Here is a 25739-nt window from a genome sequence, read left to right as displayed (position 1 = left end):
GTAGTGCCTGGATGAAGAAGATCCGCCGGTTCACGCTGTAAGCGCCATACGCGCCGGCCACCACCACGCAGACCAGCGAGAACGTCACCAGCACCGGCTGTGCCAATACCAGCCCGGCGACGATGCCGGCAGCGAGGAAGCCGTTGTAAAGCCCCTGGTTTGCCGCCAGCACCCGCGTGGCCTGTGCCTTCTCCGGCGTATTGCGGAAGGTCTTCAAACCCAGCGGTTTGGTCCACAGGAACATTTCCAACACCAGGAAATACACGTGCAACGCTGCCACCAGCAGCGTCACCAGCAATCCAGACAAGGCCAATACGCTCATCGGCATTTCTTCCTGAAAACTCAGCGGCAAACCCGCCGCAGGGAATCACTCAGCGATCCTGCGGCAGCTTCTTCTCTTCGCGCAATACGCCCAGCGCCGACAGCGTCATCAGTACCGCCACCGCCGCGCCGCCAATGAACACGGCCCGGGACCCAAACAGCGACAGGCCCTTGTGCACCCACGCAAAGGTCAGGTCGGCACCGCGGTAGAGCACCGTATCGATGGCCGCCCCCGCCTTGTAGCGCCATTGCCGGTCCACACGCGTATAGATCGTCTCGCGCGCCGGCTTGCCCAGTGAGAACTCACTGGCGCGCGTCAGCACCTGCACCACCGCCACCATCAGCGGAAACGGCGAGGCCGCCAATACCGAGAACCCGACAATGATCGCCAGCCCCGGGATCAGCAGTGCCGGGGCCACACCATAGCGCGACAGCAACCAGCGGGTCAGCCCCAACTGGATCACCAGGGTCAGCGCGTTCACCGCCAGGTCGATGCGCGAATAGAACGCGGTGCTCTCGGCCGGGTCGGTGATCAGGCGGCGGGCGATCGCTGCCTGCTCGTTGTAAAGCATGGTGCCCACGCCCACCCCGAACACCACCATCAGCGCCAGCCAACGCAGCAGCGGCTCGCGCGCGATCAGCTTAAGCCCATCGAACACACTGCCGCCCATCGGCTGTTCGCCGTCAGCCAGCTGCTGCTCGCGCTCACGCTGCACCGCCCATGGCCGCAGCCGCCAGATGCAGAACAGGCAGATCGACAGGAAACCGGCCGACACCAGCATCAGGTTGGCGATGCCCACCCGTTGCACCAGCGAGCTGGTGATGATCGGCCCGAGGAATGCCCCCACCGTACCGGCCGCACCGATATAGCCGTAATACGCCCGTGCCTGCGCGTTGGAGAACACGTCGGCCATGAAGCTCCAGAACACCGCCACCGCGAACAGGTTGAAAACGGTGATCCAGAAGAAGAACGCCATGCCCCGCCCCGGCACGCCGGCATTGAACATCGCGTAGAAGACCAACAGGGTGAAGATGAAAAAGCCATACACCAGCGGCAGGAACACCCGCCGCGGGTAGCGGCTGACCAGCCAGCCGTACAGTGGCTGCAGCACCAGCATGATCAGGAATACGCAGGAGAACAGGAACTGCAGGGTGAAATCCTTCAACGGCATGCCATGCGCCGCGAACCAGGCAATCAATCCCGGTGGGAACAAGGTATCCATGTTGGACGAGGCCGCCATCGCCTCGCGCACCGGGCGCAGCACGTAGTAGCCGCTGAGCAGGCAGAAGAAGTACAGGAACGACCACCACAGCGGCGGTGAGCCGCGCAGCGCGTGCAGCAGGGACTGCGCACCGGATCCGCGCATAGCGGTCATGCGGCACCCCGGCACTGCGGGTGGCGAGAGGACGGCGGCATCGGAAACTCCGGGGGTTCGGCGGAGCGCGTACGTTATCTAATGCACTGCAACATCGCCAGTGCGCCAGGGCTTACTCCCACACAACGTGCCGTTCTATCCTCAAGCATGGGAAAGGGGAAAGCCGTGAAGGAATTTGACTACATCATCGTCGGCGCGGGCTCGGCCGGCTGCGTGCTGGCCAACCGGCTCAGTGCCGATCCGCAACTGCGGGTACTGCTGATCGAGGCGGGGCCGCGCGACTGGCATCCCTTCATCCACATGCCGGCCGGCATCGCCCGGCTGGTCAACAACCGCCGCGTCAACTGGAGCTACGACACCGAGCCCGAGCCGGCGCTGGGCAATCGGCGTCTGTGGTGGCCGCGCGGCAAGGTACTGGGCGGTTCAAGCTCGATCAACGCGATGTGCTACGTGCGTGGCGTGCCCGGCGACTACAACCGTTGGGCGCAGGCCGGCGCCAGCGGCTGGAACTGGGACAGCGTGCTGCCGTGGTTCCGTCACAGCGAAGGCAACGCGCGCGGTGCCGATGCGCTGCACGGCGCCGCCGGTCCCTTGCAGGTGTCCGACCTGCGTTACGTCAATCCACTCAGCCATGCCTTCATCGCCGCCGGGCAGCAGGCCGGTTACAACCACAACAACGACTTCAACGGCGTCCAGCACCAAGGTGTAGGCCTGTACCAGGTCACGCAGAAGAATGGTGCGCGTTGCTCCTCAGCGGCCGCGTATCTCGCTCCAGTGCGCGCGCGTGCAAATCTGCAGGTACTCACCGGAGCCTTGGTGGAACGGCTGCAGATCGACGCAGGGCGCGTTACCGGCGTGCATCTGCGCGTGGGCGGCAAACGCGAGCAGTTCCGCGCCGCCGCCGAAGTCCTGCTCAGTGCCGGCGCGATCAACTCACCACAGCTGCTGATGCTGTCCGGCATTGGCCCGGCCGATGCGCTGCGCGCGCATGGCATCGACGTGCAGTTGGACCAACCCGGCGTCGGCGCCAACCTGCAGGACCATCTGGATATCTGCACGCTGTACCGCACGGTGCCGGGCGTCAGCTACGACCGCGCCAGCGAAGTGATGATCGGCCTGAACTACTTCCTGCGTGGCCACCGTGGCGCCGGCACCAGCAACGTGGCCGAGGCCGGTGGTTTCGTACGCTCGCGCTTCGCGCCGGACGAACGTGCCGACATCCAGTTCCACTTCGTCCCGGCGATGCTGGACAACCATGGCCGTCACCGCCTGCCCGGCGACGGCTACACCTTGCATGCCTGCTACCTGCACCCGCGCAGCCGCGGTCACATCGGCCTGCACAGCGCCGACCCGGCCGCTCCGGCGCGCATCCACGCCAATTACCTGAGCGATGCCGAAGGTTTCGACATGAAGATGATGGTCGAGGCCGCGCGCTTGAGCCGCGACATCCTGCAGCAGGCGGCGTTTGCCCCCTGGCGCAAGGCACCGTTGTTCCCGGCAAATGAGCGGTTGGACGATGCCGGACTGGAAGCCTTCATCCGTGCCAAGGCCGAAACCATCTACCACCCGATCGGCACATGCCGGATGGGCAGTGACGACGCTGCCGTGGTCGACCCGCAGCTGCGGGTGCGCGGCATCGACGGCCTGCGGGTTGTCGACGCCTCGGTGATGCCGACCCTGGTCAGTGGCAACACCAATGCGCCGACCATCATGATCGCCGAGCGCGCGGCGAGCTTGATCCTGGGGTAAACACCCGGGTTCCTGAGGCGGGGAAGCAATCATTCCCCACACGCGGCGCTGCTGTCGGCTGCCCGCACAGAAACCGGCCGAAGCGAAAACACGCCGACCCTCAGGCCACCTGCAGCATCGCCGGCAACGGGCAATGCAAGGTGGCGCAGATGGTCCGCAGCAACTCGGCCTCGGCGACGTTGACGCGCTGGTTGTGGCTGACGGTTGCAGTCACCGCTTCCACCAGCAGCTGCTTGGCCAAGGGATCCATCGAATCCAGCGGCCCCCACACCGCGTCCAGTGCCAGCACACCGTTGGCGGGCGGCGCGTAAGGCAGGTGATCCTGCGGCAGGATGCGCTGCAGGCCGGCCAGGTAGGCACGGCGCGCCGAGGCCTCATCACCGGGGTTGCCGGCGCGCGCGACCACGGCCAGCAGCGTGGCGAACTCCTTCTGCACGCTGGTGGTCTTGCGGCGGCCGAAGTGCAGATGACGCGAGGGATCCAACGCCGCCTGTACCTGCACCAGCAACAGCCGCGACAGACAGTACTCGAACAGGGAGATGCGGCCATCCGCATGTGTCAGCGCTTCAATGCAGCGCATGAACGCATCCAGCTGCGGCCGCGGCAGGCTGCGCAGGGTTGGGAACGCCAGCGCCGCCAATGGCAGCCGCAGCGCCGCCTGCAGATCACGCAACGGTCCTGTTGCCAGCTGCATCACGCTGTCGGCCATCGCCTCACCCAACTGTCTGCGCACGGCCTCGCGCTGCTGCGCGACAACTGCTGCATCGGCATCCAGCAGCATTGCCAGCAACAAGGGCTGTGCCGCAGCACGGTCGCCAGCCAGCGCGCGCAGCGGCGCAGGCAGACTGCCGGCGAGGCGTACCGCCTGCTGGTAGTCATCGTCAGCTGGTGTGGCCACCTGCGCGGCTACCTGTGCCGGATCCACGCGCACTTGGTGCGGCATCCCCGGCAGGGTCGGCAACAGCGCATCGACGCTGGCCACGTCATGCCCGGCCAGGCCGAGCGCGCGATCTTCGGCAAGGCCATCGGGCGGCGCACTGAACCAGCTGCCGCGCAGTGTCTGCAGCTGTTCGGCGCGGAAGCCGGGCTGCAGGCGTTGGATGCGATCCAGCAAGGGCGGATGCGTGGCAAACCAGCTGGACAGACGCAGCCCTTCGCTAAACAGCATATGGCTGACCTCCTCGGCACCGGCGCGGTCGGCCAGGTGCGAGCCCTCGTCCAGCCCGCCGATCTTCTTCAATGCACCGGCCAGGCCTTCGGTCTGGCGGGTGAACTGTACCGCCGAGGCATCGGCCAGGATTTCGCGCTGGCGCGACACCGCTGCCTTGATCAGCCGCCCGAAGAACACCCCGATGCTGCCGATGGCAATGCCTGCCAGCGCGATCGCCAGCAGCACCAGCACCGGTGCGCCGACGCGCCCGAGCCGCACCCGACTGCCGCCGCCCGTATGCATCAGTACCCGCTTGCCGATCACGCTGAGCATGAGGATGCCGAACAGCACGCCCATCAGGCGGATGTTCAAGCGCATGTCGCCATTGAGGATGTGGCTGAACTCATGCGCGATCACCCCCTGCAGCTCGTCGCGGTTGAGCCGCTGCAAGGCGCCACGGGTGACCGCAATGGTCGCGTCAGCCGGCGAATAGCCAGCAGCGAAAGCATTGATGCCGGCGTCCTGTTCCAAAACATACAGGCGCGGCATCGGCACGCCGGAGGCGATGGCGATCTCTTCCACCACGTTGCGCAGGCGCCGCAGGCCGGGGTCGCGGGTATCGGCGGTAACCTCGGTGCCACCCAGCTGCACCGCCACCACCTCACCGCCAGCACGCAGCGAGTGGATCCGGTACAGCGACGCCAGGCCGATCACCGCCAGCGTCAGCAGGCTGCTCCACAGCACCATGCGCGGACTGCCGGTGCTCAACCACACCAGCACATCCACCATCGCCACGATGGCGGTCACCGCCAAGGCGAACAACAGCACCAGCCGCGCGGAATTGCGCCGCGCCTGTGCCTGGTGTTCGAAGAAGTTCATCCCGCGCCCCCTGTCACGCCCGCGTCAGATTCAGAACTGCACCTTGGGCGCCTCACGCACCTGCTCGCGCTTCTCCAGCGGGATGTCCAGCAAGGCCGCGGTCGAGAAATTGAACATGTCGGCAAAGATATTGGCCGGGAAGGTCTCGCGACGATTGTTGTAACCCATCACCGCATCGTTGTAAGCCTGGCGCGCGAACGCCACCTTGTTCTCGGTGCTGGCGAGTTCTTCACTGAGCTGCATCATGTTCTGATTGGCTTTCAGCTCCGGGTAGGCCTCGGCCACCGCCATCAAGCGGCCCAAGACACCGTTCAACTGCCCCTGTGAGGCGGCCAGCTGCGCCATTGCCGCCGCATCGCCCGGATCGGCCTTGGCCGCGGCCAGACCTGACTGCGCGGCACTGCGCGCGGCGATCACCGCCTCCAGCGTCTGCCGCTCATGGCCCATATAGGCCTTGGCGGTCTCCACCAGGTTCGGAATCAGGTCAAAACGCCGCTGCAACTGCACGTCGATCTGCGCAAATGCGTTCTTGTAGCCGTTGCGGGCCCGTACCAGCCCGTTGTAGATCCCCACGCCGGCCGCGACAACTGCGACAACCACCACAAGAAAGACCAGCAATATCAACGCGATGCCCATTCATTCTCTCCCCGTTTGTGCATTGATGAAAAGCGGCGCTAGAATCGCCGACAGCAGTAGCTTACAGGCACCGATCACGATGAAAGACAAGAGCACGCGCCGGTACATTCGTCCGGTGGCATCGGGATTGCTGGGGGTGTTGATGCCCTTCGCATTGTCGTCTACCGCGCAGACTCCAACCCACACCACCCTGCCAGCCGCCGCACCGGCCGCCACGGTGTTGCCGGTGAACCTGGAGAACGCGCCCAGCCAGTCGCCGACGCAACCGATGCCTTATCGCACCGCGCTGCGCCCGGACCAGGTGCAAGCCTTGCCGGCCGACTTCAATGTCGCCGCCATCGAGTCACTGGCCGAACAGCTGACCTACGGCAACCGCGTCCCCGGCATGGCCATGGCCATCGTCCAGAACGGGCGGGTGCTGTCGGCACGTGGCTATGGCGTCACCGACATCAGCAACCCACAGCAGGTCGACGCGCACACCGTGTTCCGGCTTGCGTCGCTGTCCAAGGCCTTTGCCGGCACCATGGCCGGGCTGCTGGTCAACGATGGCACCCTGCGCTGGGACAGCAAGGTCACCGATTACGTGCCCGGCTTCCGCCTGTCCACCCCCGAAGCGACCGACAAGCTGACCGTGGCCGACGTACTGAGCCAACGCGTCGGCCTGACCAGCAATGCCTATGACCGCGATGTCGAGGCCAATGCCGACTACTACTCGCTGACCCAGAAGCTGGCCAGCGCACCGCTCAAGTGTGCGCCCGGCGAATGCTATTCCTATCAGAACGTCGCCTTCAGCCTGGTCGGTGATGTGGTGTTCGCGGCCTCGGGCAGTTTCTATGAGCAGGCTGTCGAGAAGCGCATCCTCAAGCCGCTGGGCATGAACGACGCCAGCCTCGGCCTGGCCGGCATCCAGGCCAGCTCGCGCTGGGCGCGCCCGCATGTGCGCAGCCGTAACGGCTGGGTGTCGCTGACGCCCAAGCCCACCTATTACCGCGTCGCCCCCGCCGCCGGCGTCAACGCCAGTGCCAGTGACATGGCGCAATGGTTGCTGGCTCACACCGGCCACCGTCCGGATGTATTGCCTGCGCCGTTGCTGGCAACGCTGCACGCGCCGTTGATCAACACCCCGGGCGAAATGCGCTCGGGCTGGCGCCACCAGCGGCTTGACTCGGCCGGTTACGCGCTGGGTTGGCGAGTGTTCGATTATTCCGGCCACCAGGTGGTCTTCCACGCCGGTGCGGTGCAGGGTTATCGCGGCCTGGTGGCGCTGCTGCCGGAACGCGATCTGGGCATTGCCATCATGTGGAACGGCGAGAGCAGCCTGCCCAGCGGCATGATGCCGACCATCCTGGACCGCGCGATTGGTTTGCCGACGCAGCGCTGGCTGGATGTGGACACCGATTTTGGCACCGACAACCTGATGGCCGAAGATGCCGCGCCGGCACGCGGCGGCAAGAAGGGCGCGTCCTCCGATCGCGCGGTGGCCTCACCACGCTGAGTCGCAACGCGGTTCTGCAGCAGTACCCGAAAGGCGGCCGATGGCCGCCTTTCCTTTTGCGTAGTGCCGAGCTGTGCTCGGCAAGGGCATTACCCGTACAACCATGACGCCAGCCCCGATCTTGTGGGAGCGGCGTCAGCCGCGAAGCTGGCGATGTATGAGCAACCCTGATCGTCTGGTCGCAGGGAGGAGGGTCGAACAGGCCGGATCCTTCTACGAACAGACATCGCCTGATCGGATGCGCCACTGGCTTCGCGGCTGACGCCGCTCCCACAAAAGATCGCCATCATGTGGAACGGCGAGAGCAGCCTGCCCAGCGGCATGATGCCGACCATCCTGGATCGTGCGATTGGTTTGCCGCGGTTCTGCAGCTGTACTTGAAAGGCGGCTGATTGCAGCCTTTCCTTTTGCGCCGGCAGCCGTGTAGTGCCGAGCCATGCTCGGCAGGGGCATTGCCCGCATCCATGACGGCAGCACCGACCTTGTGGGAGCGGCGTCAGCCGCGAAGCTGGCGATGCGTGAGTGGCCCTGATGGTCTGGGCGCAGGGAAGCGTGGCGAACAGGCCTGCCCCTTCGGCGAACAGATATCGCCTGATCGGATAAGCCATTGGCTTCGCGGCTTACGCCGCTCCCACAAAAGAGGCGGCATTGCCTGGTCGGATGCGCGGCCGGCTTCGCGGCTTACGCCGCTCCTACAAGAAGCGGTGTTGCCTGGCAGACGCGCATAAAAAAACTCCCTCCCCGCTGGGCAGTCGGGGAAGGAGTTTCAGGTACAGCTAGTGGAGCTGGATCAGATCAGCGGCGCCGGGGTGGCCGGCAGCGCAACCGGAGCGGCCTTCTTCTTGCGAGCGGCCGGCTTCTTCTTCGCAGCAACCTTCTTGGCGGCCGGCTTCTTGGCGGCAACCTTCTTGGCAGTCTTCTTTACGACCTTCTTGGCAGCTGCCTTCTTGGCAACCTTCTTTACGGCCTTCTTGACTACCTTCTTGGCGGCTTTCTTGGCAGTTGCCTTCTTGGCAACCTTCTTTACGGCCTTCTTGGCAGTTGCCTTCTTGGCAACCTTCTTTACGGTCTTCTTGGCAGCTGCCTTCTTGGCAACCTTCTTCACGGCCTTCTTGGCAGTTGCCTTCTTGGCAACCTTCTTCACGGCCTTCTTGGCAGTTGCCTTCTTGGCAACCTTCTTCACGGCCTTCTTGGCAGTTGCCTTCTTGGCAACCTTCTTCACAGCCTTCTTGACGGCCTTCTTGGCAACAGCCTTCTTGGCAACCTTCTTCACTGCCTTCTTGGCGGTTGCCTTCTTGGCAACCTTCTTCACGGCAGCCTTCTTGGCGACTTTCTTTACCGCCTTCTTGGCGGCCGGCTTTTTAGCAGCTTTCTTCGTAGCCATGGTTTGTTCCTCGTCAGTGATCTATGGAATTGAAATGCCCAGTTGAAGCAAATCCGCGGTGTTCGGCGGAGGACCGACGACGCGTCTAGCGCATCGTGACGGATACAGAAACACCCGCGACGGTTCCCGCTGCGGGTGCCATATTGAAATCAGGGGGGTGTTTCGCGGAAGGAAGCGGCTCCTGCTCCACCATCAAGAGAATCCTGGCGGACGTCCAAGTTGTGCTTCGCGTCTGAATGTTGATCCGGCTCACTCGCTTCCGCAGGAAAGGTCTGCTGGGCGAAACCTAATCACGGTTTTTTTTACTGTCAACTATCTTGCCGAAATATTTTTCGGAAGCCTTCAGCCTTCCGCACCCGCGTGCTCGCCGCCGACGCCGCTCTTTGCTCACCGGCAACACAGCCACAATGCCCGCCCAAAAAAACACAAAGTAAAAAAACATCGGTAAAAGCGCACTATTCTTTTCAAAGCCTGGCACATGCCACTGCGTCGGCACTACACCAGGCGCATCTCAAAGCATGCGACCGACGCCCGCCAAAGGCCGGTTCCGACACCCGAAAAAAAGTTTGCCGAAGGCTGCGCTTTGCAGCGGCGTTGGATCAATTTGCGCAAACTTTTTGAACCGTTTCGCAGTTCGCAACGACGCCCATCGACACCACTTCGCACCCACCGAGCAACGGTCGCGCCACTCTGATGCCGTCCCTCATCACCGCCGATCATCACCTGATGCTGACATCGACGTAAAAAAAAACGGCCGCTGATGGCGGCCGTTTTTCCGAAGACGACAGGACTCAGTGGTCCTCGTTCTCCAGCATCTCGGCGTAGTCGTCCGGGCCGAGCAGCTCGTTCAACTGTTCCGGTTCGGACAGCTCCACCACATACAGCCAGCCGTCGCCGTAGGCATCTTCGTTGATGGTTTCCGGCTTGTCGGTCACCGCTTCGTTGACTTCGACAACGGTGCCGGACACCGGGCTGTAGACGTCGGAGGCAGCCTTCACCGACTCGACCACCGCTGCGCCAACGCCAGCCTGCACGCTGTCACCGACAGCCGGCAGTTCGACGTAGACCAGGTCACCCAGCAAACCTTGGGCGTGATCGGAAATACCAACGGTGACGCGGCCATTGCCTTCGACACGGGCCCATTCGTGGGACTTGAGGAACTTGAGGTCGCCAGGGATCTCGCTCATGGAACTACTCCGGAAAAACGGTGGTCGGGAAGAAGCGCTAGTTTAACGAACCGGAAGCGAGGTCGCTTCCGGCCCGGTCCTGCAGGTCAAAGATTGATGCCGGCCTGTGCCTGGCCGTCACGCACAAACGGAAACTTCACGATACGCACCGGCACTTCCTTGCCGCGGATATCCACGCGCACCTCGCCCGGTGCACCGGCGGGTACGCGGGCGAAGGCGATCGCCTTGCCCAGCGTCGGCGAGAAGGTACCGGACAGGATCTCGCCCTCGCCATTGGCGGTGAGTACCTTCTGGCCGTGGCGCAGCACGCCCTTCTCGTCCATCACCAGGCCGATCATCTGCCGCGCATTGCCGGCTGCCTTCTGTGCCTCCAGCACCGCACGGCCAGTGAAGCCGCGCGGCGTGCCGTCGGCCTGGTCATCCAGCGCAACCGTCCACGCCAGTGCCGCTTCGTAAGGGGTGATGGTTTCGTCCATGTCCTGGCCGTAGAGATTCATGCCGGCTTCCAGGCGCAGCGTATCGCGCGCGCCCAGACCGGCCGGCTTTACACCGGCGGCCAGCAACGCATTCCAGAATGCGACCACCGCCGTCTGCGGCAGCAGTACTTCGTAGCCGTCTTCGCCGGTGTAACCGGTGCGCGCAACAAACAGTGGCACGCCATCGGCGGAGGTCACATCCAGGCCGGCGAAGCGCGCCAGCTTGTCCAGCGCGGCACGATCATCGGCCGCCACCAGGCCGGCGACCAGCGCACGCGCCTGCGGACCCTGCACGGCGATGATGGCCAGGTCTTCGCGTTCGATCACTTCCACGCCAAAGGCTTCGGCATGCTGGCGGATCCAGGCCAGGTCTTTTTCGCGGGTGGAGGCGTTGACCACCATGCGGAACATGTCATCGGCCAGGAAGTAGACGATCAGGTCGTCGATCACCCCACCCTGCGCATTGAGCATGCAGGAGTAAAGAGCCTTGCCCTTCACCTTGAGCTTGTCGATGGAGTTGGCCAGCAGCTGGCGCAGGAATTCGCGGGTACGCGCGCCCTTCAGATCGACCACGGTCATGTGGCTGACGTCGAACATGCCCGCGGCATTGCGGACCAGATGATGCTCATCGATCTGCGAGCCGTAGTGGATCGGCATGTCCCAGCCGCCAAAGTCGACCATCTTGGCGCCGAGTGAGCGGTGGGTTTCGTTGAGCAGGGTTTTCAGGGTCATGGCCGTTCCACACAAAGGGGTCCGCCATTATCCCAGATGGTTACTTTTAAAACCTGCGGCACTGCCACAACGCAGTGCCGCGACGGCTTCAGACCGGCTGCACCTTGAGGGTCATGCCGTCCACGGCGACCACCCGCACCGCACTGCCCTGCGGCAGGTCGGGGCCGGCCACCACCCAGAACGCATCATCCACCTTGGCCCGGCCGACGCCGGCATTGATGGCCTGTTCCAGCGTCACCACGCGCCCCACCAGTTGTTCGGCGCGGCGGTTGAGCAGGGGTTGGTCGCTGGGCCGCGCACGCTGGCGGAACCAGGTGCGGTAGACCTGAATTGAGACAAAGCTCAGCACCACGAACAGGATCACCTGCAGCAGCAGGGTCATGCCGTCGATAGCCCAGACGGTGAGAAACACCGCTGCGGCGGCGATTCCCATCCACAACATGAAGGCGCCCGGCACCAGCGCCTCGGCAGCGAACAGCAGCACCGCCAGCGCGGCCCAGATGACTACTTCCCAGCGCATGGCTCAGCGCCCCAGTGGCGGCGGGTTGCCGCGTGCGGGCTGCTTGGGCTCGCCTTGCTTGGCGAATGCTTCCTTGGCCAATTCAGCAATGCCGGCAATCGAGCCGATCACGCCGCTGGTTTCCATCGGCATCAGCACCAGTTTCTGGTTGGGCGAGCTGGCCAGCTCACTGAAGGCCTCCACATATTTCTGTGCGATGAAGTAGTTGATCGCCTGCACGCTGCCGTTGGCGATGGCATCGGAGACCATGGTGGTCGCCTTGGCCTCGGCTTCGGCCAAGCGTTCACGAGCTTCGGCGTCACGGAACGCGGCCTCCTTGCGGCCCTCCGCTTCCAGCACCGCCGCCTGTTTCTGGCCCTCGGCACGCAGGATCTCCGACTGGCGGATGCCTTCGGATTCCAGCACCGCGGCGCGCTTGTTCTGCTCGGCCATTTTCTGCTGCTGCATCGACTGCACCAGGTTGGCCGGCGGCTGGATGTCCTTGATCTCGATGCGGGTGACTTTCACCCCCCACGGGTTGGTGGCGTGGTCGACCACGTTGAGCAGCTTGGCGTTGATGGTTTCGCGCTGGCTCAGTGATTCGTCCAGGTCCATCGAGCCGATCACGGTGCGGATATTGGTCTGCACCAGCGCGATCATCGCCACTTCCAGGTTGGCCACTTCATAGGCCGCCTTGGCCGCGTCCAGCACCTGGAAGAACACCACCCCATCCACGCGCACCACCGCGTTGTCCTTGGTGATCACATCCTGGCTCGGCACGTCCAGCACCTGCTCCATCATGTTCACCTTGCGGCCGACGCCATACACAATCGGAAACAGGAAATGCAGGCCCGGGCTCATCGTATGCGTGTACTTGCCGAAGCGTTCCACCGTCCATTCGTAGCCCTGCGGCACCATCCGCACCGTCTTGAACAACACGATGACACCAGCGATGACCACCACCAGCGCCAACACCCCGGTTCCGCTGCCCATTGCCCACTCCTCGTGATGATGGATGGGCCGAGTATAGCCACAGCCCCGGAAGGATCAGGTGCCCGCCTACAGCCGCACCCGCCCACGCAGAATATCGACGAACATCACCCAGTCGCCGGCAAATGAATAGAAGGGATGACGGAAGGTGGCCGGCCGGTTCTTCTCGAAGAAAAAGTGCCCGACCCAGGCAAAGCCATAACCGCACAACAACGCCAGCCATAACCAGCGGCCATGGCCACTCCACAGCGCCATTGCCACACAGGCCAGCACGCCCCAGCTGCCGATGAAATGCAGGCGGCGACTGATGTGGTTGCTGTGTTCGCTCAGATAGTACGGATAGAACTGGCGGAAGCTGCTGAAACGCGACATGGCCGGCACCCTTGGGCGGATGCGGCCAGCATAGGCGTTTCAGTTGCTGCGTGGGGCGAACATGATCACTGCCATGCCGAGCAGGCACAGGCCACCGCCGAGCAGGTCCCAACGGGTGGGTTTGACCGAATCCACCAGCCACAGCCACAGCAATGCCGTGCAGACGTAGACGCCGCCATAGGCGGCATAGACGCGGCCACTGGCGGCAGGGTGCAGGGTCAACAACCATGCGAACAAGGCCAGGCTGGCGGCGGCCGGCAACAGCAGCCAGGGGCTGCCCTGCTGCCGCAGCCATAGCCAGGGCAGGTAGCAGCCGACAATTTCCGCCAGCGCGGTGAGCAGGAACAAGGCGAAGGTCTTCACCGCGCCGCATCCTTTTCCTGCTGTTTCACCGCCTGCCAAAGTGCTTCCTGCGCGGCCAGATCCAGTGCCGACATAGGCGTTGCCTGGGCCACTGCCAAGGCTTCCATCGCACGGAAGCGGCGCTCGAACTTGTGGTTGGCGTGGCGCAAGGCGGTGCCGACATCCACCTTGGCATGGCGCGCCAGGTTGGCGCAGACAAACAGCACATCACCCAGCTCTTCCTGCAGCCGCGCCTGGTTGTCCTGGCCACTGGCGGCGATCTCGAACTCGGCCTGCAGCTCGTCGATCTCCTCGCGCAGCTTGTCCAGCACCGGCGCCGGGCTCGGCCAGTCAAAGCCGGTGCGGGCGGCGCGCGACTGCAGTTTGGTGGCACGCAACCACTCCGGCAGACCGCGTGAGATACCCGCCAATGCCGAGCCGTCCTGCTCGCCCTTGGCCGCGCGTTCGCTGCGCTTGATCTCATCCCAGTTGGCCAGCACTTCGTCCGAATCGCTGACCTCGGTGTCGCCGAAGATATGCGGGTGACGGCGGATCATCTTGTTGCTGATCGACGCCACTACATCGCCGAAATCGAAGGCGCCCTGCTCGCTGGCCATCTGCGCATGGAACACCACCTGCAGCAGCAGGTCGCCGAGTTCGTCCTTCAATTCCGGCAGGTCATTGCGGTCAATCGCATCGGCGACCTCGTAGGCCTCTTCCACCGTATACGGCGCGATGCTGGCGAAATCCTGCTCCAGGTCCCATGGGCAACCACCCTTGGGATCGCGCAGCCGCGCCATGATCTGCAACAGCGTCTGGATATCGTTCAACTCGGACATGCGTACACCTTCTTCATGACGACGACGCCGGCAGACGCCGGCGTTTGGGGGTTGTTGATCAGTGCTCAAGCGCAGCCATCACAGCCCGGCCACCCAGTCCTGCCACGGCAGCGAGGCATCGCCCAATGCGACAAAGTCGCCATTGAGCAGACGCGGGCGCTGGTTGTAGGCAAACGGCACACCGTCATCTGCAGCCAATACCACGCCACCTGCTGCTTCCAGCACGCACTGGCCGGCCGCTGTGTCCCATTCACTGGTCGGCCCCAGCCGCGGGTACACGTCCAGCGTGCCCTCGGCGATGCGGCAGAATTTCAGCGACGAGCCCTGTGCGACCAGCTCGATCTCGCCCATCCGTGCCAGCAAGGCTGCGGTACGCGCACTGGCATGCGAGCGGCTGGCCGCCACCCGCAACGGCGACGCCGGCGGCACCCGGGTGCTGATCGCATCCTGCTGCTGGCCCGTGCGACGCCATGCCCCGCCACCGCGCTCGGCGTGCCAGATGACCTCGGTCACCGGCGCCTGCACGACGCCAAACACCGACACGCCGTGCTCGATCAGCGCGATGTTGACGCTGAATTCGCCATTGCGCTTGATGAACTCACGGGTGCCATCCAGGGGATCCACCAACCAGTAACGCTGCCACTGGCGTCGCGTCTCCCAGGGCAGCTGCGCCGACTCTTCGGACAGCACCGGGATATCCGGGGTCAGCTGGGTCAGCCCATCCACGATCAATCGATGTGCGGCCAGATCGGCGCTGGTCACCGGGCTGTCGTCGGCCTTGTGCTCGATATCAAAACCATTGGCGTAGACCTGCATGATCGCCGCGCCGGCCTGCTGGGCGATCTGCAGCACGCCTTCGCGCAGCGCCGCATCGATTGAAGCTTTCATGCGCCACCTCGCAGCCACTCACGGGCAATGAACAGGGCCGCCAACGAGCGTCCTTCGGAAAAATCCTCGCGCAGCATCAGCTGGTCCAGCTCGGCCAGCTTCCACGGCACCACCTCCAGCTCCTCGGGCTCATCGCCCGGCAGCCGCTGCGGATACAACTGCCGCGCAACCACCAGCCAGGACTGGTGACTCATATAAGTAGGTGCAAGGCTCAGGCTGCGCAGCACATCGAGCGAGTGCGCGCCGTAACCGGCCTCTTCCTTGAGCTCACGGTCGGCGGCCTCGATCGGGCTCTCGCCCGCGTCGATGCGGCCCTTGACCAGGCCCAGCTCGTAACGGTGCAGGCCGGCAGCGTATTCACGCACCAGCAGAACGGTCTCGTCGTCGAGCATCGGCACCACCACCACCGCACCATGCCCGCCACTGACCAGGCGCTGGAAGTGTCGGCGTTCGCCGTTGGAAAACTCCAGATCCAGCTGTTGCTGACGGAATGGACCGATGTGTTCTTCGACCACGTTGTGGATCTGTGGAAGCCGGCGGCTCATGCGCCACTCCGGGCAAAAGGACGGTAGACCGATAGAATGCGCATTGGCAGATACGTTCTCATGACGTTGAAATGCTAGCAGACCCAGCCGCCCCCCATGCGGCACCGCCTTTGCGAGATCACCGATGCGTCTTACCCGTTGCCCGATTGAACTGCCACTTGCCGCCGGCCAGACCCTGTCCCTCCCCGAGGAGGTAGCCAATCACCTGGTGCGGGTAATGCGCCTGCGCGAGGGTGACGGCTGCGTTCTTTTCAATGGCGACGGCCATGACTATGCGGCCACGCTCAGCGCCATCAGCAAGCGCGACGTGCAGGTGCATATCGACAGCGCGCAGGCCATCGACAACGAATCACCACTGGCCATCACCTTGCTGCAGGGCATCGCGCGCGGCGAGAAGATGGACCTGATCCTGCAGAAAGCCACCGAACTGGGGGTCAGCCGCATCATCCCGGTCAACGCCGAACGTACCGAGGTCAAGCTGGATGCGGCGCGCGCGGAGAAGCGCATCGCCCATTGGCGCAATGTGGTTGGCTCGGCCTGCGGACAATCCGGGCGTGCCCGCATTCCGTCGATTGGCAACCCGCAGGCGCTGGCCGCCGCTGTCGCTGCGTTGCCGGAGCAGACCCTGCGGCTGACCCTGGATCCCTTGGGCGAACATCGCCTGGCCTCGTTGCCGGCCGCACCGACCAACGGCGTGGTCATCGCGATTGGCCCGGAAGGCGGCTGGTCCCCGCGCGACCGCCAGCAACTGGGCGAGGCGGGCTTCCAGGGCCTGCAGCTGGGCCCGCGCATCCTGCGCACCGAGACCGCAGGCCTGGCCGCCATCGCGGCCCTGCAGGCGCGTCTGGGCGATCTGTAGCGCCTAGCCATGCTCGGCTGGGGCGTTGGTGTCGCAACCCACACTGTGGGAGCGGCGTCAGCCGCGAAGCTGGGGATGGTTGCACCACTCAAGAGGTTCGCAATCTGATGGGCTGCGGGCTTCGCGGCTTACGCCGCTCCCACAATCTTCAGAGTCGCCAGTTTCAGGACCGCCGGGAAAGCCTCTGCCGAGCCATGCTCGGCTGGGCCTTACCGCTGCAACCACACGTTGCGGCGTCGATCAGCCTGCGGCTTCGGCCAGGGCCAGGATCACCGCGCTTTCAACCGCGTCCAGATCCGGCAGCAGGGCGCTCTGTTCGCCCAGCAGCACGCGCATATGCACGCCTACCGGCAGGCTCTCTTCCGAGGCATCGGCCAGCAGGCCGTCGCGCGGCACCGCGATCAACTGCGGGAAGGACTGGGTCAGCAAGGCGAAATACGGCAGGTCCGGGTTGCCGCCCAAGGCCTTGAGCACCACCACCTTGTTGTTGCTGCCGACCATTTCATGACCATGGCCACTGAGCCCGGCGTAGGACAGCAGCGGTACGCTCCAGCCATGCCACGCGATCTGCCCGACCAGCCAGGCCGGCGCATTGGCAATCGGCTCGACCGCCACGCGGGACATCATTTCCGCCACCGTCGCGTTGGGCAGCAGCACGCGCTCGGTACCGGCCTGTATCAGTACCCCACGGACTTCATCGTTGTTTGCGTAGCTCATCGTCAGTTCCTGGGTCGCGCTGCGGTCACGCCGCGCAATGCACAGCCAATTCGGCGGCGAGGTATTCCGGATCACCGGCGCTCATGCCAGCAACAGCCAACTGGCTGGCAGCGGCCGGGTCATAGCAACCCTCACCGATCTGCCCTGCCACCCAGCCACCCTTGCCAGCGAATTCCAGCACCGGCGCGACCATCGCCACATCGGCACCACTGAGCATCAGCACCGCGCTGCGGTCTGCTTGCAGGGCCTGCAGCAGATCGTTGGCTTCGGCGCAGAAGCGCAGGCCGCCAGCGGCGGATTCCAGGCCGATGAGGTCGGGAAGAATATAGACCTCGCCCGGGTTCAGGCCCTGACCGGGATCGGCCAGGCTGACCGGCAGCGGCGTTGCCCGTGCCATCTGCTTGACCAGGTTGGCGTAGCGGCCACCGTCCAGGCGCAGCTGCACCAGCACCGGGCGCGAGAAATCTTCCGGCAGGCCGGCCAGCACGCGGCGCACCGCATCCGGACCACCAATGCCGGCAATCAACAACACCGCGCCATTGCCCTCGGCAGCACCTTCATCCAGGTCCACCAGGGACAGCTCGCTGTTGAGCAGGCTGGCCAGTGCCGGCGGCGGCTCGGCGGCTACCGGCGCGGCGGGCGCCGTCTCATAGCCATCCTCGTCCAGCAAGGACCAGCTGCTGAAATCCCCGATCGGCGCCACTGCGACCTTGGCCGCAGGATCGACCGAAGCAACCGGTTCCGGCGGCAGCGGCGGCGGCACGGTTTCGACTGGCGACGGCTGTGCGGCACCGGCAATCAGTTCCTCGAACGACAGCACCTGCGCATGCGGCTCACGCGCACTCGCCGGCACCTCGTAGATTTCATCGGCGGGCAGGTCATAGGCCTGCACCTGCGCCTCATCCAGATGGAACTGCAGCGGCGCATCCACATGGCCATCGGCCGGACGCGGCGGCAGGCCGGGTTCCAGGGTGATGGCGGGCTCGGCGTCTTCATGCTCCAGACCCGGCGGCAGTACATTGCCATGGCCCTGCAGCTTGGCCGCCAGGTGACGGATCCAACGCTGCGCCTCCCAGCCTTCGCGACGCGCGGCCAGTTCGGCTTCCTCGAACAACAAGGACAGCTCCGGGGTTTCCAGCACCGATTCCAGCCGTTCCAGCGCGTCCTCGACCGCCGGCTCCAGCGCGACCAGCACCACCTGCGGCGCAGCCGAGGTCAGCGTGGCGGGCTCCAGCTGGTTGGGGTCTTCCTCCAGCACGATGCGGCCACCGGCAGCGATCAGTGCTTCGCGCAGGCGATCGCGGGCGGCGCCGGCACGGGCCAGCAGGGCAACCGGCTTGGCAGTGTCGTCAGTCGCGTGCACGGGCGATCCCCAGCAGGTCGTAGACATTGCGCATCAAATCCAACTCCTGGTACGGCTTGCCGAGATAGCGTTGCACGCCGATCTCGAATGCGCGCTGGCGATGCTTGTCGCCACTGCGCGAGGTGATCATCACGATCGGAATGTTCTTGTAACGCGGATCGGCACGCATCGCGGTGGCCAGCTCGTAGCCGTCCATGCGCGGCATTTCGATATCCAGCAACATCAGGTCCGGGATGCGCTCTTCCAGCTGCTCCAACGCTTCCACGCCGTCGCGTGCGGCGACCACATCCAGGTTGTGACGCTCCAGCACGCGGCCGGTGACCTTGCGCATGGTCAGCGAGTCGTCGACCACCATCACCAGCGGCACATGGCGCTGGCTGCTGGCCTCGATCACTTCCACCGTCTGCTGCGGCTGGGTCAGATGACGACGCACCAGCGGTGCCACGTCCAGGATCACCACCACATTGCCTTCGCCGGTGATGGTGGCACCGTAGATGCCCGGTACCGAGGCAATCTGCAGGCCGACCGGCTTGACCACGACTTCGCGGTTGCCCAGCACCTGGTCGATCGCCACCGCTGCACGCAGGTCGCCGGAGCGCACCAGCAGCAACGGGATCTCGGTCTGGCCTTCGGCCTTGGCGGCAACCTGGCCCACCAGGGTGCCCAGGTTGTACAGGCTGAAGTCTTCGCCGTTGTAGTGGTAACCGCCCTGCCCCGACTCGAAACGCTGGCGGGAGATGCGGCCGATACCGCTGACCGATGCCACCGGCACCGCGTAAGTGGTTTCGCCGATACGCACGAACACCGCCTGGGTGACCGCCAGCGTCTGCGGCAGGCGCAAGGTGAAGGTCGCACCCTGGCCACGCACCGAGTGGATGTCCACCGAGCCGCCAAGCTGACGCACTTCGTTGCGCACCACGTCCATGCCGACACCACGCCCGGACAGCTGGCTGACCTGCTCGCTGGTGCTGAAGCCCGATGCAAAGATCATCTGGTCCAGCTGGGTATCGTCGATCTGCTCGCCGGCACCCAGCAGGCCACGCTGCTCGGCACGGCGACGGATCGCCTCGCGGTCCAGGCCGGCACCGTCATCGCCGACTTCCAGCACGATTTCCGAGCCTTCGCGGCGCAGACGCAGGGCGATTTCGCCTTCTTCCGGCTTGCCTGCGGCAGTACGTGCAGCCGGCTGCTCCAGACCATGGGCAACCGAGTTGCGCAGCATGTGCTCCAGCGGCGCGACCATGCGATCAAGCACGTTGCGATCGAGTTCGCCGTGGGTGCCTTCCAGCTTCAGGTGCACCTGCTTTTCGGTTTCCTGCGCGGCTTGGCGCACCACGCGACGCAGGCGCGGCACCAGGCCATCGAACGGCACCATGCGCGCACGCATCAAGCCGTCCTGCAGTTCCGAGCTCACACGCGACTGCTGTTGCAGCAGCGTGTCGTAGTTGCGCGACAGATCGTCGAGCACACCTTGCAGACCGCCCAAGTCGGCTGCCGATTCGTTCAGCGCACGGCTGAGCTGCTGCAGGGTGGAGAAACGGTCCAGTTCCAGCGGATCGAAGGTCTGGTCGGCCTGTTCGTGCTCGCGGCGGTAACGGGCCACGATCTGCGCTTCGGTTTCCAGATCCAGACGACGCAGCTGGTCGCGCAGACGGGCGTTGGTGCGATCCAATTCGGCCATGGCGCCACGGAAGGCACCGAGCTGCTGTTCCAGGCGCGAACGGTAGATCGCCACTTCGCCGGCGTGGTTGACCAGGCTGTCGAGCAGGTCGGCGCGTACACGCACCTGTTCCTGTCCGCGCGGTGCGCCTTCTTCTTCGGCACCGGCCTGTTCTTCGCGCAACGGTGCGGACAAGGGCTCGATATGTGCCAGCGGCTGCGGCTGCACCGATTCCTCCACGGCCTCGACAGCAACCGCATCGGATGCCGTGATGGCCGCCTCGACCGGTGCCTGTGCGGCTTCGGCACGGCCGTCGGTACGGGCCTCAAAGGCTTCGATCAGATCCGTCGGCATCAGCACCGCACGGTGCTCGCCGGTACGGATCAGCAGCTGGTGCAGACGGTCGAAGCCGCGCTCCAGCAGCTGCACATCGCCGCGGGTGATCTCGGTGCGATTGGCCGCAACGGCTTCCAGCAGCGATTCGATGCCATGGCCGAGGTCGCCGATGGCGTTGATGCCGGCCATGCGTGCGCCACCCTTGAGGGTGTGCAGATCACGCTGCAGGCCAGCCAGCGCTTCGCGATCTTCCGGCGCAGCGCGCATGTCATTGATCAGACCATCGCAATGGTCGAGCAGATCCTTGCCTTCCTCGACAAAGATATCGACCAGCTCACGATCCAGGTCGGCGAAGTTCAGCGGGCCGGCGTCCAGTTCGTGGACGGCAGCAGCGGCGGCAGGCGCCTCCACCGGCTCCGGCAGAGCTGCGGTCAGTGGTGCCAGCGTGGCCTTCGCAACGACGACGGACTCGAACGCAGCCGGATCGACAATCTCGACGGCTTCGACCGCTTCAACTGCTTCGACGGCTTCGACAACTTCAAGCTGGGCGGCGTCTTCGAGCGATGCCGCGTCTTCGGTTGCGGCAGCTTCGTCTACCGGCTCGTCCTGTTCGATCTGCGCTGCGACAGTTGCAGACGCATCCAGCGGATCAACGGACTCCAGCTCGGACACGGGAGCTTCGGCAGTCGCAGCCACCGCATCTTCGTCCAGCTGCACAACATCCGCCGCTGCCTGCTCGGCGTTGCCGGCAATGTCTTGTTCGTACTGTTCAGCGCTCTGCGCAGTCTCGACAACCTGCGGCGCCTCAACGGCCTGCGTCAGCGGCTGTGCGTCCTGTTCGCTCTGCGCTGCCAGCTCCGATGCTTCAGCATCGGCATCGGTCGTGCCTGCATAGGCCACGCCAGCAGCCAGTGCACCGGCACCAGTGGCGATGGCCAGGGCGCGCGCAATGACGCTATCGTGATCATCGGCGTGGGCGGAAACTTCGGCAGCAGCCGGTGCGTCGTCCTGATTGTTTTCAATCTGCTTGGCCACTGCATCGTCAGACGCCGTCTCGGCATCTGCAGCAATGACGGATTCGGTAGCAGACCCGGAAGCTTCGACCGCCAGCGGCGCGTCGGTGCTTTCCACGGCCTGCGTCGGCTCAACGGCATCGGATGCGAGGCCCCAGGTCGAAGCCCGGACTGCGTCGTAACCGTCTACCGCATCCACCGCCAGCTGCGAGGCGTCTGCCGCGGCAGCGTCTTCCTGCGCATGCACTTCGTCAGCAAAAGCAGCCGTTGCCGGCTCGGCTTCAACAGCGGCATCGGCTGCAAACGCGACCGACGACGTTTCGGTTTCGACAGCTTCTGCGGATTCCGGCGCTTCCGCCAGGGTGACCGCAGTCGCGTGCTCGTCCAGGCCGGTCGGCAGGACGATTTCCGGCTCAAACGCGGCAATCGGCGGTTCAGCGGCGACCACCGATACGGCGTCACCCGGGGTTTCATCCAACAAGCTGGAGTCGAAGTAAGCCGACAGGTCTTCGACGCCAACCAGTTCGGCGCTCACGTCGTTGCCTGCCGACAGCGGAGCCTGCGCTGCATCTGTGTCGATCGAATCGACGATGACCAGCTCATCCTCGGCGGCCATCGGCGGCCATTTGGCATCAGGCAAGGCATCGACCAGCGACTGCAGGCGCTCGGCCACACCCGGGAATGCCGGAATGCGTGGCGAAGCAGCGCGCAGCGCGGTGATGGTGGTGTGCACGGCCGAGGCCATCTGCGCCAGTGCATCCACGCCCGCCGGGGTCGGCGTGACCGCCGCTGCCAGCGAACGCTTGACGAAGGTTTCCGCCGGGCTGGTGATCTGGGTGATCACCGGCACATCGGTCATTGCGAAGGCGCCACTCATGGTGTGCACGGCGCGCAACAGGTCTTCGGAGACCGGCTGTGGCTGCGCCACGGATCCGGCCAGCCAGGTGTTGACCGTGTCCAGATGGGCACCGATCTCGGCTTCCAGGATTTCGCGCAGCACCTCGTCGACCGAGGCCGGGGTGCCGGCTGCATCGTTGTCTTCGTCAGCTGCGACAAGCTCGGGCTCGGCCGGCACAACCGGTTCGGCGACATCTGCCGCCGGGGCGACATCCTGCACCGGGGCGGCGTCGGCAACTGCGCTGACACCGGCGACGTAGAACGCTTCTTCGCCTGCGGCGACGCGATCAGCCACGTCCTGTATGCCAAGCAGATCGGAGTGGATACTGCCCGCACCGCGCAGGGCGGCATTCAGTTCCGGCAATACTTCATACGCCAGGGTTACCGCGGCAAGTACCGCAGGGCTGGCGGGACGGCTGCCATCAAGCACGCGGTTGAGCATGCTCTCGATCTTCCAGCTGAACTCACCCAGGGTGCGCGCGCCAACCAGGCGACCACTGCCCTTGAGCGTATGGAATACGCGGCGCACCGGGCGCAGGCGTTCCATATTGGCCGGTGCCGCACGCCATGCCGGCAACAGGTTGCCCAGATTCTCCAGTTCTTCGTCGAACTCTTCGATGAAGACTTCGCGGATGTCCTGATCGATGACGTCGCCGCCATCGATGAAGCCACCTTCAAGCTGGTGTACCGGCGCTGCGTGCTTTGCGGGCGCCGCACCATTGATCGCAGCGTCGGCCACGTCGGCGGTGACCAGCTCGGCCTGCAGGGATTCCGGCAATGCAAACGGATCGAAGGCTTCGGCGGCAGCATCGAGCTGCGCCATGAACGCGGCGGTTTCCGTATCGAGCTTGGACACCGGCTCAGCCAGCTCGGAAACCGGCTCGATCGAGGCGGCTTCCAGGCTGTCGGCAGGCGTCGTCCCCAGCGTCAGCGCATCGCTGGCAATGCCAGCATCAGCGAGTGCTGCCGGCGCGGTATCCAGCTCCCAGCTGTTGGCGGTCTGTGCAACCGTCTGTGCGTCGGCATCGAACGCCGGGGCAACCGCTTCCAGCTCGGCGCTGAAGAAGACGTCGCCATCGGCAAGCTCGACCTTGGCCAGATCGGCTGCCTGCAGCGCTGCAGCGTCGGTGCCGTCCAGGGTCAGCAGGGAATCATCAAAACGGTAGGTGTCGCCAGCGTCGCCTACAGCGAGGTCCTCGGCCGCGACCGGATCGAACGCTGCGGCAAACGATGCCGGCGCAGATTCGGAAGCACTGCTGGTTTCCTGCCCTTCGAGCGCCAACGGCGCCAGCTCGAAGCTGCTGTCCTCGGACAGCGTGCCCTCGGCGGCAACCGGATCAAATGCGGATATCTCCGCAGCGGCAGGCTCGGCCGGGGCGAACGGCCCCGACACATTCGGCACCTGCAGCGGATGCACCGGCGTGGCCACGGCATTGATGGCCGCGCCAAACACCAACGGGTATTCGGCAGCTGCTGCCTGCGGCTTGTCCTCCAGCTCAACCGGCGGCAATGGCGGCGGCATCACCGGCGCGACGCTGACCGGCGCCTGCTCGGCGACTGGCACGACATCGGACGCTACTGCGTCTTCTGCACGCGCGGCTTCTTCGACGATGGCAACGGCCGGCACGGGCGCCGGATCGGCCGCCAGCGGTTCGTTTGCCGCAGCCGCCCACGGCGTTGCGGCGACATCGACGGGCGCTGCGGGGGCAGTCCCGCCCACGAACGGCGCACCGCCGGCTTCAACGCCAGCCTGCAAGGCCGGGATCGGCCAGTAACGCAGGGTTTCCAGGCTGGTGCGGGTGATGTCGAGGATTTCCTCGCGGCCGGGACGGCGATCGCGCAGGGCTTCCAGGAAGTATTCCAGGCTGGCCATCGCATCGGCCAGGGTGTCGAGCTGACGCCCACTGGGAACGCGTTGACGCGCGATCAGTTCGACATCGATGTACTGGCGCACGGCCTGCAGATAGTCTGCCGGCACCGGCAGTTCCAGCATGCGCAGGGCACCGGACACTTCGCCCAGCAGACGTGGCACTTCGGCCAGCCGTGCGTGATCCCAATTGGTCTCGATGAAGGCCACGAACGATTCGCGCGCAGCGGTGAAGTTGGCAATGGCTTCGTGCGCCAGCACCTCCACCGTGCGGCGGGTTTCCACCGAGCCCGGATCGTCGTCGCCGGAGACATTGGCGCCGAGGTGCGCCACCTGGTCATCCAGTGATGCGTCCACATAGAGCAACGCGCCGGCGATATCCAGCAACAGGTTGTCGTCGATCTGGCGACTGCCGTTGACCACTTCGCGCAGGGCATCACGCTGCTGCGCGACGATGCCACGGGCAACGCCCAGGCCCATCACGCCGAGCGTGTCGGAAACGGCGCCCAGCTCGTTGACCTGCACCTGCAGGTCGGCCGGATTGCCGTCCATGCGCATATGCAGATCGAGCGCATCCTTGATGCGCATCAGTTCTTCCTTGACCGCACTGCCGACGGTGTCGAGCAGCTCGCGGTTGCGCCCGCTCAAGCTGCCGCGGGCGTGCTCCAGCTCATCGGCGCTGGCGTTGCTGGCATCGGGGTTGAAAGCGAACAACACGCTTTCGTTGATGCCTTCAGCGCCGCGCGCGGCGCGGATGTCATTGAGCAGCGGCAGCAGCACGATGGGAATATCGCGGTGGCCGTTCTGCAGGCGTTCCAGGTAATCGGGCAGCAGAACGGTGCCACGCATCAGCGTGGCGCAGGCTTCGTCGCGGTCCGGGATGGCGCCATCGCGTACCGCATTGGCGAGCAGCTCCAGCTCCTCGGCGACCATCGCCGGGGCGTACAGCTCGACCATGCGCAGCGTGCCCTGCACCTGGTGCAGGTAGCCGGCGCAGAAGCGCATGCGGCTGCTGTCGCTGGGTTCTTCGACGTAAGCCTCGACCTCATTGCGCACCTGGCGCAGGGTCTCGTCCAGCTCGGGTTTCACCCAACCCAGAGCTGCGTGGCTCATCGCATCGCGCAAGGTACTCATCGCACTCCCCCGTGCAGCATCAATTGCATGCCG

The 25739-nt window shown here is 64.9% G+C and carries 20 protein-coding genes; 3 read left to right on the top strand and 17 right to left on the bottom strand.

Annotation, left to right across the window (positions count from 1 at the left end; translation table 11 throughout):
- Nucleotides 1-322: DUF1304 domain-containing protein (locus tag ABB27_RS11505; protein ID WP_057628841.1), on the bottom strand; the 322-nt coding region annotated here is incomplete at its 3' end.
- 49 nt (nt 323-371) lie between these two features.
- The gene (locus ABB27_RS11500) at nt 372-1697 is read right to left on the bottom strand and encodes an NTP/NDP exchange transporter (RefSeq protein ID WP_057628840.1); all 1326 of its coding nucleotides are present in this window, start codon (nt 1695-1697) and stop codon (nt 372-374) included.
- Between the two features lie 147 nt (nt 1698-1844).
- On the opposite strand from ABB27_RS11500, the gene ABB27_RS11495 reads away from it, so the two are divergent.
- The gene (locus tag ABB27_RS11495; RefSeq protein ID WP_057628839.1) at nt 1845-3446 is read left to right on the top strand and encodes a GMC family oxidoreductase; all 1602 of its coding nucleotides are present in this window, start codon (nt 1845-1847) and stop codon (nt 3444-3446) included.
- Nucleotides 3447-3546: 100 nt separating this feature from the next.
- Here ABB27_RS11495 and ABB27_RS11490 read toward each other — a convergent pair whose 3' ends face one another.
- Together ABB27_RS11490 and ABB27_RS11485 are read right to left on the bottom strand one after the other, a co-directional pair.
- The gene (locus tag ABB27_RS11490) at nt 3547-5475 is read right to left on the bottom strand and encodes a M48 family metallopeptidase (RefSeq protein WP_057628838.1); all 1929 of its coding nucleotides are present in this window, start codon (nt 5473-5475) and stop codon (nt 3547-3549) included.
- Nucleotides 5476-5505: 30 nt separating this feature from the next.
- Complete coding sequence (locus tag ABB27_RS11485) at nt 5506-6111, bottom strand: LemA family protein (RefSeq protein ID WP_057628837.1); 606 nt, start codon at nt 6109-6111, stop codon at nt 5506-5508.
- A gap of 79 nt (nt 6112-6190) precedes the next feature.
- Here ABB27_RS11485 and ABB27_RS11480 point away from each other — a divergent pair, with 79 nt between their 5' ends.
- Nucleotides 6191-7606, top strand: a complete 1416-nt coding sequence (locus tag ABB27_RS11480; RefSeq protein ID WP_057628836.1) for a serine hydrolase domain-containing protein — start codon at nt 6191-6193, stop codon at nt 7604-7606.
- A gap of 790 nt (nt 7607-8396) precedes the next feature.
- Here the strand turns inward: ABB27_RS11480 and ABB27_RS11475 are convergent.
- The 10 genes from ABB27_RS11475 to nudE form a co-directional block, all read right to left on the bottom strand.
- On the bottom strand, nt 8397-8990 hold the full coding sequence (locus tag ABB27_RS11475; protein WP_057628835.1) for a hypothetical protein: 594 nt from the start codon (nt 8988-8990) through the stop codon (nt 8397-8399).
- Between the two features lie 791 nt (nt 8991-9781).
- Nucleotides 9782-10177, bottom strand: a complete 396-nt coding sequence (gene gcvH, locus ABB27_RS11470) for a glycine cleavage system protein GcvH (protein WP_057628834.1) — start codon at nt 10175-10177, stop codon at nt 9782-9784.
- Between the two features lie 86 nt (nt 10178-10263).
- Complete coding sequence (gcvT, locus tag ABB27_RS11465; protein WP_057628833.1) at nt 10264-11385, bottom strand: glycine cleavage system aminomethyltransferase GcvT; 1122 nt, start codon at nt 11383-11385, stop codon at nt 10264-10266.
- 88 nt (nt 11386-11473) lie between these two features.
- Nucleotides 11474-11905: an NfeD family protein gene (locus ABB27_RS11460; protein WP_057628832.1), complete on the bottom strand. Its 432-nt coding sequence runs from the start codon at nt 11903-11905 to the stop codon at nt 11474-11476.
- A gap of 3 nt (nt 11906-11908) precedes the next feature.
- The gene (locus ABB27_RS11455) at nt 11909-12877 is read right to left on the bottom strand and encodes an SPFH domain-containing protein (protein WP_057628831.1); all 969 of its coding nucleotides are present in this window, start codon (nt 12875-12877) and stop codon (nt 11909-11911) included.
- 66 nt (nt 12878-12943) lie between these two features.
- A complete protein-coding gene (locus tag ABB27_RS11450) occupies nt 12944-13246 on the bottom strand; it encodes an Mpo1-like protein (protein WP_057628830.1) in 303 nt (100 codons plus the stop codon).
- Between the two features lie 39 nt (nt 13247-13285).
- Complete coding sequence (locus tag ABB27_RS11445) at nt 13286-13609, bottom strand: YnfA family protein (protein WP_057628829.1); 324 nt, start codon at nt 13607-13609, stop codon at nt 13286-13288.
- A complete protein-coding gene (gene mazG / locus ABB27_RS11440; protein ID WP_057628828.1) occupies nt 13606-14427 on the bottom strand; it encodes a nucleoside triphosphate pyrophosphohydrolase in 822 nt (273 codons plus the stop codon). The genes ABB27_RS11445 and mazG overlap by 4 nt, the downstream gene beginning before the upstream one ends.
- A gap of 78 nt (nt 14428-14505) precedes the next feature.
- On the bottom strand, nt 14506-15315 hold the full coding sequence (cysQ, locus tag ABB27_RS11435; protein ID WP_057628827.1) for a 3'(2'),5'-bisphosphate nucleotidase CysQ: 810 nt from the start codon (nt 15313-15315) through the stop codon (nt 14506-14508).
- Nucleotides 15312-15860 carry an ADP compounds hydrolase NudE gene (gene nudE, locus ABB27_RS11430; protein ID WP_057628826.1) on the bottom strand — a complete coding sequence of 183 codons (549 nt, stop codon included), beginning with the start codon at nt 15858-15860 and terminating at the stop codon, nt 15312-15314. The genes cysQ and nudE overlap by 4 nt, the downstream gene beginning before the upstream one ends.
- A 124-nt stretch (nt 15861-15984) precedes the next feature.
- Between nudE and ABB27_RS11425 the strand changes: the two genes are divergently transcribed.
- On the top strand, nt 15985-16719 hold the full coding sequence (locus ABB27_RS11425) for a 16S rRNA (uracil(1498)-N(3))-methyltransferase (protein ID WP_057628825.1): 735 nt from the start codon (nt 15985-15987) through the stop codon (nt 16717-16719).
- Between the two features lie 240 nt (nt 16720-16959).
- Here ABB27_RS11425 and ABB27_RS11420 read toward each other — a convergent pair whose 3' ends face one another.
- The 3 genes from ABB27_RS11420 to ABB27_RS11410 are packed head-to-tail and all read right to left on the bottom strand — an operon-like array spanning nt 16960 to nt 25706.
- Entirely contained in the window at nt 16960-17436 is a 477-nt protein-coding gene (locus ABB27_RS11420) for a chemotaxis protein CheW (RefSeq protein ID WP_057628824.1), read from the bottom strand.
- Between the two features lie 25 nt (nt 17437-17461).
- Nucleotides 17462-18799, bottom strand: a complete 1338-nt coding sequence (locus ABB27_RS11415; RefSeq protein ID WP_152984544.1) for a chemotaxis protein CheB — start codon at nt 18797-18799, stop codon at nt 17462-17464.
- The gene (locus ABB27_RS11410) at nt 18786-25706 is read right to left on the bottom strand and encodes an Hpt domain-containing protein (RefSeq protein WP_057628822.1); all 6921 of its coding nucleotides are present in this window, start codon (nt 25704-25706) and stop codon (nt 18786-18788) included. The genes ABB27_RS11415 and ABB27_RS11410 overlap by 14 nt, the downstream gene beginning before the upstream one ends.
- Nucleotides 25707-25739: the final 33 nt, after the last annotated feature.

Origin of the sequence: Stenotrophomonas terrae, from assembly GCF_001431465.1 — a bacterium.
Lineage (GTDB): Bacteria > Pseudomonadota > Gammaproteobacteria > Xanthomonadales > Xanthomonadaceae > Stenotrophomonas > Stenotrophomonas terrae.
The sequence above is the reverse complement of the archived record's forward strand: the minus strand, read 5'-3'. Positions and strand labels throughout refer to the sequence as shown.